Consider the following 15,685-nt stretch of genomic DNA (forward strand, 5'->3'; position numbering starts at 1 on the left):
TTATCACCTTATTTACTTATAGTCTGCATTCTGTCAAATGGCCAGTATATTAAACTTGTTTTTCCAACAATTTGATCCATGGGTATTAGACCTAACATACGGCTATCTGTTGAGTTGTTACGATTATCCCCTAACACAAGCACATGATCTTCAGGAATCTGTTTATATTCACCGGGAAGCTCTTCAAGCTTAAATTCACTTGTTAAAGAATTAGTAGACATTCTATTTTGTTTTTGTGCTGTCAGAAATGGTTCCTTGACCTCTTCTCCATTGATATACAATACATCATCGTCAACAGCAACGTGTTCACCAGGTAATCCGATAATCCGTTTTATGAAATCCTTTTGGTCTGAAGCATGGAAAACAACTATATCAAACCGTTTTGGCTCATCTATATCATATAAAAATTTATTAACAATCATTTGGTCCCGATCATGCAATGTAGGCATCATGGATGGACCATCTACAACAATTGGGGCAAAAAAGAACGTTCGGACAATAAAGGCTAATGCAAAAGCAATTAGTAAAGCCTTTATCCAGTCAAACCATTCACTTTTCTGTTTAGCCATATATTCCCCTCCGACAACAGCTATATGTATTATAGTATTATTTATTACCTTTATTATATCATTTAACATTAAAATTAGTACTTGTATTTAAAGTAAAAAGGAGCTTGCACACATGGGCCAAGCTCCTTTCCAATAATGTTGACTATTATCTGCGTTCTTTAATACGTGCTGCTTTACCACGTAAATTACGTAGATAGTATAGTTTTGCACGTCGAACAATACCACGACGAGAAACTTCAATTTTCGCAACGCGAGGTGAATGTACTGGGAATGTACGTTCAACACCAACACCGTAAGAAATTTTTCTTACTGTAAATGTTTCACTGATTCCACCGTTTTGGCGTTTAATTACAACACCTTCGAAAACCTGAATACGTTCACGTGTTCCTTCGACAACTTTAACGTGTACTTTAACAGTGTCTCCTGGGCGAAACTCAGGATGATCAGTGCGAAGTTGCTCTTTTGTAATGTCTGCAATTAATTGTTGCATCCTACTTCACTCCTTCCAAACCAATGCTCATATCTCGCTAAGGGACAGCGGAACACCGTTTATACGACTTAAGTATCCTACTTAAGCACAACAGTAAATATACCATATTGATATAATGAGTTCAACTATATTTTTCTATTTATTATTAAATTCATTCCATATTTTAGTGTCTTCATCGGATAAAGAGTGTTTATCAATTAATTCACGTCGTCTTTCATATGTCCGTTTCAATGATTCTTTCCTGCGCCATGCTTCTATTTTAGCATGGTCACCAGACAACAGAATATCTGGAACTTTCATACCTCGAAAGTTAGCTGGACGAGTGTAATGTGGATGTTCCAATAATCCAGTTGAAAAAGAATCTTCAGGTGCAGATTCTTTATTACCTAGCACATCAGGTAATAAGCGAACAACACTGTCGATAACAACCATAGCGCCAAGTTCTCCACCGGTAAGCACATAATCACCTATGGAAATTTCATCGGTGACGAGCTGTTCTCTGATCCGTTCATCGTACCCCTCATAATGACCACAAATAAATACAAGATGCTCTTCTTTTGCTAGCTCCTCGGCTTTTTTCTGATTATAAGGTTCACCCTGTGGACACATAAGTACAATTCGTGGCTTTGTTGGCCTTTCCTTAACAACTGCTTCAACAGCATCAAATACAGGTTGTGGAGTTAACACCATACCTGCTCCTCCACCATATGGGTAGTCATCGACTTTATAATGTTTGTCTTGGCTATAATCACGAAAGTTTATTAGGTTATAGCTAAATTTATCTTTTTCATATGCTTTTTTAAGAATCGAAGAATTAAAAACTCCGGACAACATTTCAGGAAATAAGGTCAATACATCAATATGCATTAGTCCAGCAGTCCTTCCATTGGTTCAATAATCACTTTATTAGCTGCCACATCGACCTGTTTGACAATTTCTTCAATATAGGGAATGAGGACGTCTTTCCCCTTTTCTTGTTTCATAACCCATACATCATTTGCTCCCGGTGACAAAATTTCTTTAATTACTCCGATTTTTTCACCACTAAGCAAATAAACATCACAGCCAATAATTTCGTGGTAATAGTATTCATCTTCTTCCAGGTCGGTTAATTGACCTTCCGTTATTTTCAAAAATGCACCTTTATAATGCTCAACATCGCTAATGTTGTCGATTCCTTTAAATTGAAGAAGATCAAACCCCTTATGTACACGATGTGAATTTATTTCCAATTCAATAGGAGCTTCGTTTTCTTTCACTAAAAATAATGTTCCTCCAACTTCAAACCGTTCATCAAAATCACTGATACGAAGTACTTTTACTTCGCCTCTTATACCATGTGTGTTTATTATTTTACCGACATTAAACATCTTTTCAGTCATAATTTCACCTGCTACTCATCAATTCGAATAACGATGTCATCTTCAATAACAATCGCTGTTTCTTCCATAATCTCATTCCAATGCGATCCAACTTTCACTTCAACAAGAGATTCAACTTCTTTTTCCGTAATTTCACTGCCTATTTCCAGCATATCCAACTGTTCGATCTTAAAATCAAGCAATTTAATCTTTTCCTTGCGATTTTTAACTTCCTGCTGAAATCGCTGAGAAAGTTCTTGTTTTGATACGCCTGTTTTATTTTGTAATTTACGTTGTTCAAACAGGAGCTGTTGACACTCTTGTTCAAGTCGCATTTTATGATTATAAAAATTTTTGTGCAATTTTGCTTTACTTTTATCGGTAATAACTTGCTTTATGAGAACCTTCTTTATTATTTGCACTACTGTTCCTCGCTCTCCTAAACAGTCTTGGTACAGAAAATAATGAATTAGATGTGGAAAAAGGGAAAGGTATCCCCTCTCCCTTTACATAATATCCAAATAAATACGTTTATTTGCATCCGATTTCGCTGCATAAACAACGGTTCGAATTGCCTTTGCGATACGTCCATTTTTGCCAATAACCTTACCAACATCGTTTTGATTTACAGAAAGATGGTAAACAATCTTTGCATCCTCTTCTGTTTCTGTTACAACAATGTCCTCTGGTTGATCAACTAATGGTGTAACAATTGATTCGATTAGGGCTTTCATGATATCACACTACTTTACTTTTGATTTTTCTGGTCGTGGAATTTTTTCATGATGCCTTCTTTTGAGAAAAGGTTACGAACTGTATCACTTGGTTTTGCACCTTTAGTCATCCAATCCAATGCTTTTTCTTCATCTATTTTAACTTCAACTGGATTAACTACAGGATTGTATGTTCCAATTTGCTCGATTAAGCGACCATCGCGTGGAGAACGTGAATCTGCTACAACTAAACGATAAAATGGATTTCTTTTAGATCCCATACGTTTTAAACGAATTTTAACTGCCATGTTATTGCACCTCCAATAAATATGTTTTACACAATTTTAGATTCTAACAGAAAGTTCAAAGTCTGTAAAGTGTTTTTCCATTACATGATAGAAAGATATTGAATCTTAAAGGAAGATAGACTAAAACCCCCACTTCGCGCGGCAACGTCAATCCGCCTGCGTTGGGCTGGCGCTTGCGCCTTTGTTCTTGTTTAGGAAACTATAAAATTTAAGTGCTATGGATAACTGAACTCCCGATTCAGCCTCGTCCAGCTCCAGCGCCTAGCACCTAGTGGACTTCCCTCCCCGTGTCTACGATAAGTCAACATCGAATCGCTAACGCTCTTCGTGTATCCTTTATTTCACACGGGTCAGTCCAGTCCATACGGCGCTAAACAGGCGCTTGCGCTTTTGTTCTTACATAAACGGAAACTTCATTCCTTTGCCTTTTTTACCTTTTTGGGCACCTGTCATTTGCTTCATCATTTTTTTCATTTCATCAAATTGCTTCAATAAACGGTTCACCTGCGAAACTGAAGTTCCAGAACCTTTTGCAATTCTTTTTTTCCGGCTTGCGTTCATAATACTTGGCTCTTGTCGTTCTTTCTTAGTCATCGATTGGATAATCGCTTCAACATAAACAAGCTGTTTCTCATCAATTTGTGCGTTTTTCAGACCCTTCATCTTGCTGGCACCAGGAATCATACCCATCAGATCTTCTAAAGGTCCCATTTCCTTCACTTGACCCATCTGCTCCAAAAAGTCATCAAAGGTAAAGGATGCTGTACGCATTTTTTGTTCGAGTTCTTTTGCTTGTTTCTCATCAACGTTTGTCTGTGCTTTTTCAATAAGTGATAACACATCACCCATACCGAGAATTCGAGATGCCATTCGTTCAGGATGAAATGCCTCAAATCCATCTAGTTTTTCACCAGTACCGGCAAATTTTATAGGTTTATCAGTAACAGCTTTGATGGAAAGTGCTGCACCACCACGTGTATCACCATCAAGTTTAGTTAAAACAACACCAGATAAGTCTAGCTGTTCATTAAAGCTTTCGGCAACATTTACTGCGTCCTGACCTGTCATTGCATCGACAACTAGGAATATTTCATCTGGTTTAACGGATGACTTAATTTGCTGTAGTTCATCCATTAAATCAGTATCAACATGTAAACGTCCTGCTGTATCAATAATGACATAATCATTGTGGTCTGCTTTAGCCTGTTGTACGGCTTCAGATGCGATATCAACAGGATTAGCCTCTGTACCTTTTGAAAAAACAGGCATATCCAATTGCTGGCCAAGAGTTTCAAGCTGCTCTATCGCTGCTGGACGATAAACGTCGCATGCTGCTAATAATGGCGAGCGATTATGCTGTTTTCGTAAATGGTTTGCGAGCTTACCAGTTGTCGTTGTCTTACCGGCACCTTGCAGACCAACCATCATGATTACAGTTGGTGAACGATCGGCAACAGCTATTTTGCTTTGCTCACCACCCATAAGTTCTGTTAATTCTTCTTTTACAACTTTGATCACCTGCTGTCCAGGTGTTAAGCTCTCCATCACTTCCTGACCAACAGCGCGTTCTTTAATCCGTTTAATTAAGTCTTTTACAACTTTAAAGTTTACATCGGCTTCAAGTAAAGCGAGTCTAACTTCACGCGTCATTTCTTTAACGTCTTGTTCTGAGACCTTACCCTTACCTTTTATTTTTTTCATCGTGCTTTGTAAACGGTCGGCCAATCCTTCAAATGCCATAGAAGGTGTCCCCCTAATCTAATTCTTTTAATTGATTAATAAACTTTTGCATATTACTATCATTAGCAGTCACTTCATTCAGCTGGGCTAAAATATTGACACGCTGCTGAAATTTATCATATAGTTTCAACTTTTGTTCATAGGACTCAAGCATTTTTTCTGTACGTCTAATATTATCATAAACAGCTTGCCTGGAAACCTCAAATAGCTCGGAAATTTCACCCAGTGAATAGTCCTCCAAATAATACATTTCCATATAATTACGCTGTTTAGGGGTTAGTAGCTCTTGATAAAAGTCGAATAAATAATTAACTCGCGTTGTTTTTTCCAGCAATCAAAACACCCCTTGTTAAGTGAAATTCCTTTACATAAAATATAGTAACATTATTCTGGATTCTCTTCAAGGAGATCAGCGAATAAACCATAGACAAATGCATGTGCGTTAAACTCCTGAAGATCCTCTACTTTTTCACCAAGCCCCACATATTTAACAGGGATATTTAATTCATTTCGGATTGCTAAAACAATTCCACCTTTTGCAGTTCCATCAAGCTTCGTTAGTACAATACCAGTTACATCGGTTGCGTCGGAAAATGTTTTTGCCTGACTCATTGCATTTTGACCAGTCGTTCCATCTAATACTAGCAACACTTCATGTGGTGCCCCAGGAACTTCCCGCTCAATAACCCGCTTAACTTTGGAAAGCTCATTCATTAAGTTCACCTTATTTTGTAACCTTCCAGCTGTATCACAGATTAATACATCAGCATTACGAGATTTCGCAGCCTTAATCCCGTCAAATATAACCGCAGCAGGGTCACTTCCGGCACTTTGCTTAATTACATCTACATTGGCACGTTCTCCCCACACATCCAACTGTTCGATAGCGCCAGCACGGAAAGTATCACCGGCTGCTAATACAACATTTTTACCATCCTGTTTTAATTTGTGTGCAAGTTTACCAATAGAGGTTGTTTTGCCAACTCCATTTACACCAACAACAAGAATTACAGAAAGTTGGTTTTCTTCAATATGCAACGCTTCAATTTCCTCATCATCGTCTCCATAGTAAATTTCTACAAGCTTTTCAGAAATAACATCCTTTATTTCTTTCGTATCTTTTATATTTTGACGTTTAACTTCCATCTTTAATTCTTCAACAAGATCCATTACAGTCATAACCCCAACGTCTGCTGATATAAGCACTTCTTCCAGTTCTTCAAAAAAATCCTCATCAACTTTTCGATAGCGGGCGATCAGATCATTAATCTTGCCTGAAAAGGAATTTCGTGTCTTTTCCATACCTTCTTTATATTTTGCTGAAACTTCTTCTGTTTCTTCGTTTTGCTTGAATTTATTTTTCAATTTTTCCATGAAACTCATCTATGTGACATCCTCCCTACGAGTTAACTAATTCTTTCGTATCTTCTAGCCGAACAGATACTAAACGTGATACTCCAGACTCTTGCATTGTGACACCATATAATACATTTGCCTCTTCCATTGTACCTTTTCGGTGTGTGATTACAATAAATTGCGTATCTTTACTATATGCATTCACATATTTTGCAAACCTCGTAACATTCGCTTCATCAAGTGCAGCTTCTACTTCGTCTAGTACACAAAACGGTACAGGACGAACACGTAATATCGCAAATAATAACGCTATTGCTGTTAATGCGCGTTCACCACCGGAAAGTAGACCCAAATGCTGCAGTCTTTTACCTGGTGGCTGTGCAATAATTTCTACACCTGTATCCAAAAGATTACTTGGGTCGGTTAGCTTCAACTCAGCACGACCGCCTCCAAACAATTGCTCAAAAACAACAGCGAACTCGTCCTTTATCTGATTGAACGTTTCACCGAATCGCTTTTGCATCTCCTCATCCATTTCTGAGATCACGGTATATAACGTTTGTTTTGCTTCCACTAAGTCATTCTTTTGCTCAGATAAAAAGTCATAACGCTCAGAAATACGGTCATATTCATCAATCGCACCCAAATTCACTGTTCCAAGCTGGTCAATCGCTTGTTTAATTTGATTCACCATTGATTTAGTCTCTTCAATATCCTCTGTCTTATCGTAGGTCTGTTTAGCTTTTTCAAACGTAATCGTATAATCTGATTGCAGTTGCGACAGCCTATTCTCCAGCTCTACATCTAAACGGTTCGCTTTAACTTCTTTTTGCTGAATTTCTTGCATAAATGATTGATGCTTTGTGTTCTCTTCTTTTAACTCTCTTTCTTGATCCTGCATAAGCTGTGTTCTTTCTGCTCTATTGGAACGCATATGCTGTATTTTACTCGTTAAAGCTTCCTTATCATCCTTAGCCGATTTGATGTTCTGATCAATATCAGCTTCGGTTTCTGTGGAATTTTGCATTTCAAGTAAGTCATTTAAATCGCTTGCGTATTTTTCAAATTGGGCTTTGTATTCTGTTAATTGATCACTAACCGTATTCGTTTTTTCACGTTGGCTCCTCAAACGTTCTTCCTGTTCAGCTAAAGTTACTTGTGCTTTTTGAAAGTCCTGCTGCAATTGCTCTTGATTTTCTTTAAAATCCGCTTCTTGTTCAGTAAGTTCATTAATCTGATTTTGCACCATTACAAGCTGATTTGAAATATCATCTAGTTCACTTGAAAGTTGCTTATCACGGGATTCTAATTCCTCGTTATCATGATCAAATTGCTGTTTATCTTGATCATACAACGTAAGACTATCATTAAGTGACACCAGCTTCATTTCCACCTCTTTGTACGAGGATCGAATTTCCTGGAGCATTTGATGCTCATTCGTAATAGCGTGTTCTTCATCTACTAATTCCTTTTCTGTCGTATCAATTTGCTGCTTTTGTTTGTCAACTTTCTGTTCAAATGCAGTAGCCTTCTTCTGAAATTCACTTAATTTATCTGTTACTTCCTGCAAATCTTTTTCTCTTGTGAATAAAGACTGATTTGATTTCTTCTGCGCTCCACCAGACATTGAACCTCCTGGATTAACAACGTCACCCTCAAGTGTAACAATACGGTATTTACGCATAACAATTTTTGCGATTTCGTTAGCATCTCGCAATGTTTTCGCGATTATTACATGCCCCATTAAGTGATTGACTGCTTTTTGAAAGTCATTATGTGCAGATACTAAATCCGCAGCGACACCAATAAAACCATCGTGGTTCTGCACTTTTGTTAATACATCTTGTGGCACAAAACGGGCTTTTATTGAGGATAATGGTAAAAAGGTTGCTCGTCCATTACTTGTTTTTTTAAGCCAGCTAATCGCATTACGAGCTGCCGTATCATCGTTTACAACTACATGCTGAGCTTGAGCACCGAGTACTGTTTCAATTGCTGTAATATATGTTTTAGGTACATCAACCAGTTCAATCACAGCACCAGAGATACCATCAAGTTTCCGTTCCTCGCGTGCTTTCAAAACGGCCTTCACACCATAGAAGAATCCTTGATAATCTTCTTTCATATCTTCAAGCATTTCTTGTTTGGATTTTAACTTCTCAATATATTGATAGCCTTGATATAGCTTCGTCTGTGCTTCTTGAAATTCTTGTCGGTCAGTACTCAACTTTTCCTTCAATTGTTGTATAACTGATGCCATAGCGTTATATTTTTTTTCTTGAGCTGAATAGTCAGACTGCAGTTTATCTTTTTGATTCGTAAGCTCGGTTCGTTGTATAAGCAAATCCTCAAATTTCTCTGCCTGTTTATTTTTTTTGCCAGAAATCTGCTGTTGCTGCTGTTCAATCGATTGTTTTTCATTTCGCTTTGCAGCTTGCTTATTTAGAAACTCAATATATTCTGATTTCAGTTCTTCGATTTGCTCAGCAATGTTTTCTCTATCTGTTGTCAACTTTTCTTCTAATTGTTCAACCTGCTGTTTTGTATTATTTCGTTCCGCTTGTAAAGATGAAAGTTGTTCATTTTTTTCATTTAGTTCATCTTTTAGTTTATCGATACGATTTGCAGTTTCATTTTTCTGTGATTCCAGCTTTTCTTTGTTTTCAGCAAAATGTTTTGTTCGTTCATTATGTACCTGTTTTTTGCCTTCAAGTTGTTCAAGTTGTTGTGTTGTTGTTAAAAGATTTGCCTGCAGATTTTCGATTTCTTCATCAAGATCATGGATTTCCTGACGTTCTTTTTCCAGTTTTGCTTCTTTTTGCTGTATTGACGTTTTTAAATTAATTTCATTCATTTTTTCTTTATCTAATTCATCGAGTAACGCTTGCCACTGTTCATGAAGTTGTTCAATTTCCGTAACAAGAAGCGAGATTTCTTGTTGTTTCAGTTGTTCTTTCTTATCCAAATATTTCTTAGCGGTTTCAGCTTGTTCTTCTAGGGGATCTATTTGTTGCTCTATTTCATATATAATATCTTCTACACGATTTAAATTCTCTTGTGTTTCAGCTAATTTATATTCCGCCTTTTTCTTGCGCTGTTTGTATTTAAGTACGCCCGCTGCCTCTTCAAAAATAGTTCGTCGTTCTTCTGCTTTGGAACTTAAAATTTCCTCTACTTTTCCCTGACTTATAATCGAGAATGCTTCACGACCAAGACCTGAATCCATAAATAATTCCACGATATCTTTCAATCGACAGGCTTGTTTATTAATATAAAATTCACTTTCTCCTGAACGGTATACACGGCGTGTAACACTAACTTCTTCATAGTCAAGTGGAAGCGCCTGATCACTATTATCTAGTACTAGAGTGACCTCGGCAACATTCAAGGGCTTTCTGGAATCACTTCCCTGGAAAATAATATCTTCCATTTTGGAACCACGTAAGGATCTTGCTGATTGCTCCCCAAGTACCCATCTGATTGCATCCGTTATATTACTTTTTCCACTTCCATTTGGGCCAACTACTGCTGTAACACCAGGAACAAAATCAACATTGATCCGTTCAGCAAATGATTTGAATCCTACACTTTCTAATCGTTTTAAATACATTATACATTCTCCTATTTCTTGCCGAGATAAAGTAAAATTTTATGTACCATATAAAATTTGGCTTTTTACCGCATTTATTTTATCATAAACATAGGCACAAAAGAAGGCATAGCCAAGTACATACGTGATTTATTGCTTTTGTTATTGTCAAACTAATTAGATGAGGTGTTTACATGAATTTGGAGAATCCATCACAAGAAAACTTAAAGTTTATCCTCGATGAACTTGCAGAGATGTTGAATGTCGTTAACCGCACCATTATGGATCCGGAAGATTATGATTTGGAAAAATACGAGGACATTAAATTTATGTATGATATGATTACGCAGAAGGGGCAGTTAAGTGCTTCAGAAACACAAGCATTTATTGATGAATTACGGTCTGTAAGGAAATCATAACATAAATCCATTAAATTAAAAGCGCAAAACGCCTGTTAAGCGCGTATACAATGCGCTCAACTTTGCGGATGGTTCGAGGACGTGGCCACAGTGGCGGTCTTAGTCACCTTTATTTCTTATTGTAGAGACGGTGTGATAAGTCCATTAGTCTCTAGGCGCGCTGGTCGTTTAAAACGACACGTCCTTTGGCCTCACCGGCACTAGTGCGTCCTGTATGTCGTATCTGACGTGGCTGGTTTTGTAGTTCAGTTATACCAGCAATAAATTTTATAGTTTTAAACTATGTAAAAGGCCAGAGAATCAAATGATTCTCTGGTTTATTCTTTAATATTTCTTAATCGTTATAGCTATCCAATCCATTCTTTGCTGCACGTTGCTCGGCTTCTTTTTTTGTACGACCAACACCAACTCCTGCAACATCACCTTTAATTAGTACCTGTGAAACAAACTCCTTGTCATGGGAAGGGCCATTTTCTTCCACGATACTATATTCTATGTTATGAATTTTATGTTGCTGCACAAGCTCTTGCAGTTGGCTCTTGTAATCCATCGCATGCGAAAAAGCACCAGTTTTTATTTTCGGAAATACATATTTCTCTAAAAATTGGGTAGCAACATCGTATCCCTTATCCAGATACAATGCTCCAAGGAACGCTTCAAAAACGTCTGCCAATAAAGCTGGACGATCCCGACCACCTGTTTGTTCCTCACCTTTTCCTAACCGTATATATTCCCCGAAATTCAATTCACGGGCAAAATTGACTAAAGATGGTTCACAAACAATTGAAGCTCGTAGTTTAGTTAGATCTCCTTCAGCCATGCTATTCTGGTTTCGATACAGATATTGAGAAACACCTAATTCCAAAACGGCATCTCCTAAAAACTCCAAACGTTCATTATCCGAAAACGATTCTTCACGATGCTCATTCACATAAGATGAATGTGTAAAAGCCTGTCTGATTAAGTCATGGTCATTAAATGTAATATCAAGTTGTTCTTGCAACGATGAAATATTCATATCATTATCACCACTCTGTACTATTTATTTTGCTTAGCAAAAAATTAATCTGAAATATTAAATATACGGAAAGTCCCGCATTTGCGAGACTTTCAACTATATTTATGATTGAATACTGTTTATGTAGTTAACAGCATCACCCACAGTATTAATTTTCTCTGCTTCTTCGTCTGCTATTTCCATATCAAATTCATCTTCAAGCTCCATAACAAGCTCAACAACGTCTAATGAGTCAGCTTCTAAGTCATCTTTGAAAGAGGCTTCCATTTTTACTTTAGATTCTTCCACATCAAGACGATCAACGATGATATTTTTTACACGATCAAATACATCTGCCATAATACTTCACCCCCCTTCGAGGATAATATCTTTCATACACTTCGTGATCCTAATTCACTTTTCCTGATCCAGTTCATCGGGCTAGCGACTCATGACGTAAGCAATTGTCACTTGAGTACAAAACCCGTGCTCTACGGACTCTTGCTTACGCATGTCGTCGCTCAGTAAGCCCCATTCGCTTTTATTGATCCAGTTCCGTCTCCTAGCGACTAGTAGACTTCCTTCTCCTCCTTACGATAAGTCAACGTCGAATCGCATACGCTCTTCGCGTTTCCTTTATCTCATACGGATCAGTCCAGTCCATACGTCGCTGAACAGTCGCCTGCACTTTTCTTCCTACATTACCATTCCACCATCAATATGAATGGTTTGTCCAGTAATGTAATTGGCATCATCTGATGTGAGGAAACGTACAACTTTTGCCACATCTTCTGGTTCACCAAGTTTCGCTAATGGAACCATTGCAAGCATACTTTCTTTTTGCTCATCAGTTAGTTCATTTGTCATATCTGTTGAAATAAAACCAGGCGCAACAGCGTTAACCAAGATATTGCGCGATGCGAATTCTTTTGCAGTGGACTTCGTCAGTCCGATAACGCCAGCTTTAGCTGCAACATAGTTAGCCTGCCCCGGGTTTCCACTCACACCTACGATTGAAGCAACATTAACAATTCTACCGGCTTTTTGTTTCATCATCTGTCTTGAAACAGCTTTGGTACATTGGAATACTCCTTTGAGGTTAGTGTTAATCACTTGATCGAATTCATCTTCCTTCATTCGCATTATCAAATTATCCCGTGTAATTCCAGCATTATTAACTAAGATGTCCAAACTGCCAAATTGACTTACAACTTCTTTAACCATTGCTTTAGCGTTTTCTTCGTTTGCAACATCTGCCTGTACCTTAAATGATTTTACACCCAATTGCTTAATTTCATCAACAACAGATTGTGCTTTTTCTTCACTGCCAGAATAATTTACAGCCACATTTGCACCTTGTTTTGCTAATTCCAGGGCAATAGAGCGACCGATACCTCGTGAAGCACCAGTTACTAGTGCGTTTTTCCCTTGTAACATTACAAGTCCTCCTTATACCACGAAATAAAATCGTTTAACGATGCTGGATCCTGTACTGCAAATGTTTTAACGTTACGGTCAATTTTCCTCACTAAACCACTTAATACTTTACCATTACCTACCTCAACAAAGGCATCCACACCATCATCAATCATATTACGGATGGATTCTTCAAATCTAACAGGTGAATAAAGCTGCCTGATTAGTAAATCTTTTATTTCTTCCTTTTCAGTTACTGGTTGAGCAGAAACATTCGCATAAACTGGGATGCGTGCATCATTAAAATCTATATCATTTAACTCTTTTGAAAACTGCTCATTAGCTGTCTTCATAAGTCTGGAATGGAATGGACCACTAACATTAAGTGGTAAAACACGTTTTGCACCATTTTCTTTTAAAAGCGTGCTTGCTGTTTCAATTCCTTCTTTAGACCCGGAAATAACAATCTGACCAGGGCAATTTAGGTTGGCAATATCAACAACTTCATCTTCATCCAGATGTTGAAGAGTTTGTTTTATTTCCCCCTCAGACATACCAAGAACCGCTGCCATTGCTCCTTTTCCCATTGGAAACGCTTCTTCCATCAACTTACCTCGTGAAGCAACAAGAGGTAATGCTTCTTTGAAGGAAATCGAACCCGCTGCGACTAGTGCACTATATTCTCCAAGACTATGACCAACAGCCATGTCAGGCTTTATTCCTTCTTTTAAGAGTAACGTATGTACAGCAAAACCCGAAAGTAATAATGCGGGCTGAGCATTTTCGGTTTCTGTTAATATTTCCTTAGAACCATCGAACATAATAGTTGATATCTCTGAGTCTAAAAGCTGATCCGCTTCACGAAATAATTCTTGTATTTCAGTATATTCATCATAAAATGCTTTTCCCATGCCCACTGTTTGTGATCCTTGTCCTGGGAACATAAATGCTATTCGTTTCATTCGCTCTCCCCCTCCTCCAAATCAATGGATTCCATAGTAGTTTCAATTGTATTAGTTACGTTAAATTCAACCATATGTGCTGCCTGTTTAATTGCATTGTATACTGCACGGCGATTAGACGAACCGTGTGCCTTAATTACAGGTGCAGAAAGACCAAATAATCCAGCGCCGCCATACTCTGAATAATCCAACTTTCCTTGCAGCCCCTTCAAATCACTTTTCACCATTCCGGCGGCAATTTTTGTTTTAACAGAAGACATAAAGGTTTCTTTAAGCATCGAGAACATTGTCATTGCAGTACCTTCAATAGTTTTAAGTGCAATATTTCCGCTAAATCCATCTGTCACAACTACGTCAGCGGTTCCTGATAATATGTCTCGGGCTTCAACATTCCCAATGAAATTAATTGGGGCTTTTTTTAATTGAGAAAACGCCTTTTTCGTAAGCTCATTTCCTTTCCCGTCTTCAGTACCAACGTTTAATAATCCTACTGTTGGGTTAGTAATAGCGCGCACTTTTTCCGTATAAATGGATCCCATAATTGCGTATTGAACAAGATGATGAGCTTTTGCATCTACATTTGCTCCAACATCAAGTAATAAAAAGCCTTTTCCGTCTATTGTTGGCAATGTCGGGCTAAGTGCAGGGCGGTCAATTCCTGATATTCTTCCCACTACAAATAGTCCAGCGCTCATAAGGGCACCAGTATTCCCGGCAGATATACATGCATCAGCCCGATGTTCCTTTACTTCTTTACCCATTAATACAAGTGAAGAGTTTTTTTTACGCCGTACCGCTCGAACAGGTTCATCGGCAGCAGTAATTACTTCATCCGTATGAATAACATTAATATTTTTTGAATTGGTTAAATATTCGTTTATTTTTTTCTCATCACCTATTAAGTTTATCGTTAAATTTTCAATTTGGGAAACAGCATCCATCGCTCCTAAGACAATTTCCTTAGGTGCATGGTCGCCTCCCATGGCATCAATTGCTATTTTCATTTTAGATTGTCCCCTTTTTGATCATTTGAGCGATACATATGAAATAACCCAGTAAACACTTTTTCGTTTTCAACGAAGCTGTTCACCCGGACAACCGTTAAACCTTTATCGCTCACTTCTTCTACAAAGGCTTTAGCAACCACACGTTCTCCCTCATTAACCTGACGGGTAAACTTAAGTTCAGATTTTACTGTTAATGCAAGTTCATCATTAATAACGGCAACAGCAAGTGAGTTTGCTTGAGCAAACAAATGATGTCCCCTCGCTATCTTATTTCTCGAAAAAACATGTTCTTTATTGATTACTAATATTGAAATTGCCCGATTATCTAATTCCAAATCAATAATTTCCCCAATTACTTCATCTAAAGTTAGTGCTTTCACTGTTTCGTTCCATTGGTATGTCGCAACTGACTTAATACGCTCGCGAAGCTCAGGAATCGATAGTTCCATTCGGTCCAGACGAATTGTTTGAATACTAACATTGAATTTTTTTGATAAATCGTCATCAGTAATAAATGGAGTATTTTCAATCGTTTCTTTTAATAATCGCTGCCGTTCCATTTTACTTATCTTCATTTAATGGCACCATCCAAATAACAAAAGCGTAAGTGACCGTTTAGTGACGTATGGCCTGCGCCCGCGCATCGCGGGTGGGTCTGACGTTGCCGCGTATCGCGGCGATTTTAGTCGATCTTCCTTTACCTGAGATAAAGGCAACACGCCCCTTCATAGGGGTGTGCGGACGTTGGGAGCAAAGCC

18 protein-coding genes are annotated in these 15,685 nt (G+C 37.9%); 1 reads left to right on the forward strand and 17 read right to left on the reverse strand.

Annotated elements, in window-relative coordinates; translation table 11 throughout:
- Window positions 1-8: 8 nt before the first annotated feature.
- The 11 genes from lepB to smc all read right to left on the reverse strand — a co-directional run bounded on the left by lepB (window position 9) and on the right by smc (window position 10,147).
- Entirely contained in the window at window positions 9-569 is a 561-nt protein-coding gene (lepB, locus tag BLS02_RS10560) for a signal peptidase I (RefSeq protein ID WP_092492968.1), read from the reverse strand.
- A 145-nt stretch (window positions 570-714) separates the two neighbouring features.
- Complete coding sequence (gene rplS, locus BLS02_RS10565; protein WP_092492969.1) at window positions 715-1,059, reverse strand: 50S ribosomal protein L19; 345 nt, start codon at window positions 1,057-1,059, stop codon at window positions 715-717.
- 135 nt (window positions 1,060-1,194) lie between these two features.
- Window positions 1,195-1,926, reverse strand: a complete 732-nt coding sequence (gene trmD, locus BLS02_RS10570) for a tRNA (guanosine(37)-N1)-methyltransferase TrmD (RefSeq protein WP_092492970.1) — start codon at window positions 1,924-1,926, stop codon at window positions 1,195-1,197.
- On the reverse strand, window positions 1,926-2,441 hold the full coding sequence (rimM, locus tag BLS02_RS10575; RefSeq protein ID WP_092492971.1) for a ribosome maturation factor RimM: 516 nt from the start codon (window positions 2,439-2,441) through the stop codon (window positions 1,926-1,928). The genes trmD and rimM overlap by 1 nt, the downstream gene beginning before the upstream one ends.
- A gap of 11 nt (window positions 2,442-2,452) precedes the next feature.
- Window positions 2,453-2,842 (reverse strand): YlqD family protein, encoded by a 390-nt coding sequence (locus BLS02_RS10580; protein ID WP_092492972.1) that lies wholly within the window; start codon window positions 2,840-2,842, stop codon window positions 2,453-2,455.
- Window positions 2,843-2,926: 84 nt separating this feature from the next.
- On the reverse strand, window positions 2,927-3,154 hold the full coding sequence (locus BLS02_RS10585; protein WP_092492973.1) for a KH domain-containing protein: 228 nt from the start codon (window positions 3,152-3,154) through the stop codon (window positions 2,927-2,929).
- A 14-nt stretch (window positions 3,155-3,168) separates the two neighbouring features.
- A complete protein-coding gene (gene rpsP / locus BLS02_RS10590; protein ID WP_092492974.1) occupies window positions 3,169-3,441 on the reverse strand; it encodes a 30S ribosomal protein S16 in 273 nt (90 codons plus the stop codon).
- A 396-nt stretch (window positions 3,442-3,837) separates the two neighbouring features.
- Window positions 3,838-5,181 (reverse strand): signal recognition particle protein, encoded by a 1,344-nt coding sequence (gene ffh, locus BLS02_RS10595; RefSeq protein ID WP_092492975.1) that lies wholly within the window; start codon window positions 5,179-5,181, stop codon window positions 3,838-3,840.
- Window positions 5,182-5,194: 13 nt separating this feature from the next.
- A complete protein-coding gene (locus BLS02_RS10600; protein ID WP_092492976.1) occupies window positions 5,195-5,515 on the reverse strand; it encodes a putative DNA-binding protein in 321 nt (106 codons plus the stop codon).
- A 50-nt stretch (window positions 5,516-5,565) separates the two neighbouring features.
- Window positions 5,566-6,564: a signal recognition particle-docking protein FtsY gene (ftsY, locus tag BLS02_RS10605; RefSeq protein ID WP_092492977.1), complete on the reverse strand. Its 999-nt coding sequence runs from the start codon at window positions 6,562-6,564 to the stop codon at window positions 5,566-5,568.
- Between the two features lie 16 nt (window positions 6,565-6,580).
- Window positions 6,581-10,147: a chromosome segregation protein SMC gene (gene smc / locus BLS02_RS10610; RefSeq protein WP_092492978.1), complete on the reverse strand. Its 3,567-nt coding sequence runs from the start codon at window positions 10,145-10,147 to the stop codon at window positions 6,581-6,583.
- 173 nt (window positions 10,148-10,320) lie between these two features.
- On the opposite strand from smc, the gene BLS02_RS10615 reads away from it, so the two are divergent.
- Window positions 10,321-10,545 (forward strand): DUF1128 domain-containing protein, encoded by a 225-nt coding sequence (locus tag BLS02_RS10615; protein WP_092492979.1) that lies wholly within the window; start codon window positions 10,321-10,323, stop codon window positions 10,543-10,545.
- A 334-nt stretch (window positions 10,546-10,879) separates the two neighbouring features.
- Here the strand turns inward: BLS02_RS10615 and rnc are convergent, their stop codons facing one another.
- The 6 genes from rnc to fapR form a co-directional block, all read right to left on the reverse strand.
- Entirely contained in the window at window positions 10,880-11,563 is a 684-nt protein-coding gene (gene rnc, locus BLS02_RS10620; RefSeq protein ID WP_092492980.1) for a ribonuclease III, read from the reverse strand.
- 102 nt (window positions 11,564-11,665) lie between these two features.
- Window positions 11,666-11,902, reverse strand: a complete 237-nt coding sequence (acpP, locus tag BLS02_RS10625) for an acyl carrier protein (RefSeq protein ID WP_092492981.1) — start codon at window positions 11,900-11,902, stop codon at window positions 11,666-11,668.
- A gap of 336 nt (window positions 11,903-12,238) precedes the next feature.
- Complete coding sequence (fabG, locus tag BLS02_RS10630) at window positions 12,239-12,979, reverse strand: 3-oxoacyl-[acyl-carrier-protein] reductase (protein WP_092492982.1); 741 nt, start codon at window positions 12,977-12,979, stop codon at window positions 12,239-12,241.
- Window positions 12,979-13,920, reverse strand: a complete 942-nt coding sequence (gene fabD / locus BLS02_RS10635) for an ACP S-malonyltransferase (RefSeq protein WP_092492983.1) — start codon at window positions 13,918-13,920, stop codon at window positions 12,979-12,981. Before fabD ends, fabG begins: the two co-directional genes overlap by 1 nt.
- Window positions 13,917-14,924 carry a phosphate acyltransferase PlsX gene (plsX, locus tag BLS02_RS10640; RefSeq protein WP_092492984.1) on the reverse strand — a complete coding sequence of 336 codons (1,008 nt, stop codon included), beginning with the start codon at window positions 14,922-14,924 and terminating at the stop codon, window positions 13,917-13,919. The genes fabD and plsX overlap by 4 nt, the downstream gene beginning before the upstream one ends.
- A complete protein-coding gene (gene fapR / locus BLS02_RS10645; protein ID WP_092492985.1) occupies window positions 14,921-15,502 on the reverse strand; it encodes a transcription factor FapR in 582 nt (193 codons plus the stop codon). Before fapR ends, plsX begins: the two co-directional genes overlap by 4 nt.
- Between the last annotated feature and the right edge of the window lie 183 nt (window positions 15,503-15,685).

The organism is Virgibacillus salinus (genome assembly GCF_900102415.1).
In the GTDB taxonomy this organism is placed as follows: domain Bacteria; phylum Bacillota; class Bacilli; order Bacillales; family Amphibacillaceae; genus Lentibacillus; species Lentibacillus subterraneus.

Bases quoted from the DNA above. Each gene is read 5' to 3' on its own strand.
- lepB (WP_092492968.1), bottom strand. From the start codon at position 569: ATGGCTAAACAGAAAAGTGAATGGTTTGACTGGATAAAGGCTTTACTA.
- rplS (WP_092492969.1), bottom strand. From the start codon at position 1,059: ATGCAACAATTAATTGCAGACATTACAAAAGAGCAACTTCGCACTGAT.
- trmD (WP_092492970.1), bottom strand. From the start codon at position 1,926: ATGCATATTGATGTATTGACCTTATTTCCTGAAATGTTGTCCGGAGTT.
- rimM (WP_092492971.1), bottom strand. From the start codon at position 2,441: ATGACTGAAAAGATGTTTAATGTCGGTAAAATAATAAACACACATGGT.
- BLS02_RS10585 (WP_092492973.1), bottom strand. From the start codon at position 3,154: ATGAAAGCCCTAATCGAATCAATTGTTACACCATTAGTTGATCAACCA.
- rpsP (WP_092492974.1), bottom strand. From the start codon at position 3,441: ATGGCAGTTAAAATTCGTTTAAAACGTATGGGATCTAAAAGAAATCCA.
- ffh (WP_092492975.1), bottom strand. From the start codon at position 5,181: ATGGCATTTGAAGGATTGGCCGACCGTTTACAAAGCACGATGAAAAAA.
- ftsY (WP_092492977.1), bottom strand. From the start codon at position 6,564: ATGAGTTTCATGGAAAAATTGAAAAATAAATTCAAGCAAAACGAAGAA.
- smc (WP_092492978.1), bottom strand. From the start codon at position 10,147: ATGTATTTAAAACGATTAGAAAGTGTAGGATTCAAATCATTTGCTGAA.
- BLS02_RS10615 (WP_092492979.1), top strand. From the start codon at position 10,321: ATGAATTTGGAGAATCCATCACAAGAAAACTTAAAGTTTATCCTCGAT.
- rnc (WP_092492980.1), bottom strand. From the start codon at position 11,563: ATGAATATTTCATCGTTGCAAGAACAACTTGATATTACATTTAATGAC.
- acpP (WP_092492981.1), bottom strand. From the start codon at position 11,902: ATGGCAGATGTATTTGATCGTGTAAAAAATATCATCGTTGATCGTCTT.
- fabG (WP_092492982.1), bottom strand. From the start codon at position 12,979: ATGTTACAAGGGAAAAACGCACTAGTAACTGGTGCTTCACGAGGTATC.
- fabD (WP_092492983.1), bottom strand. From the start codon at position 13,920: ATGAAACGAATAGCATTTATGTTCCCAGGACAAGGATCACAAACAGTG.
- plsX (WP_092492984.1), bottom strand. From the start codon at position 14,924: ATGAAAATAGCAATTGATGCCATGGGAGGCGACCATGCACCTAAGGAA.
- fapR (WP_092492985.1), bottom strand. From the start codon at position 15,502: ATGAAGATAAGTAAAATGGAACGGCAGCGATTATTAAAAGAAACGATT.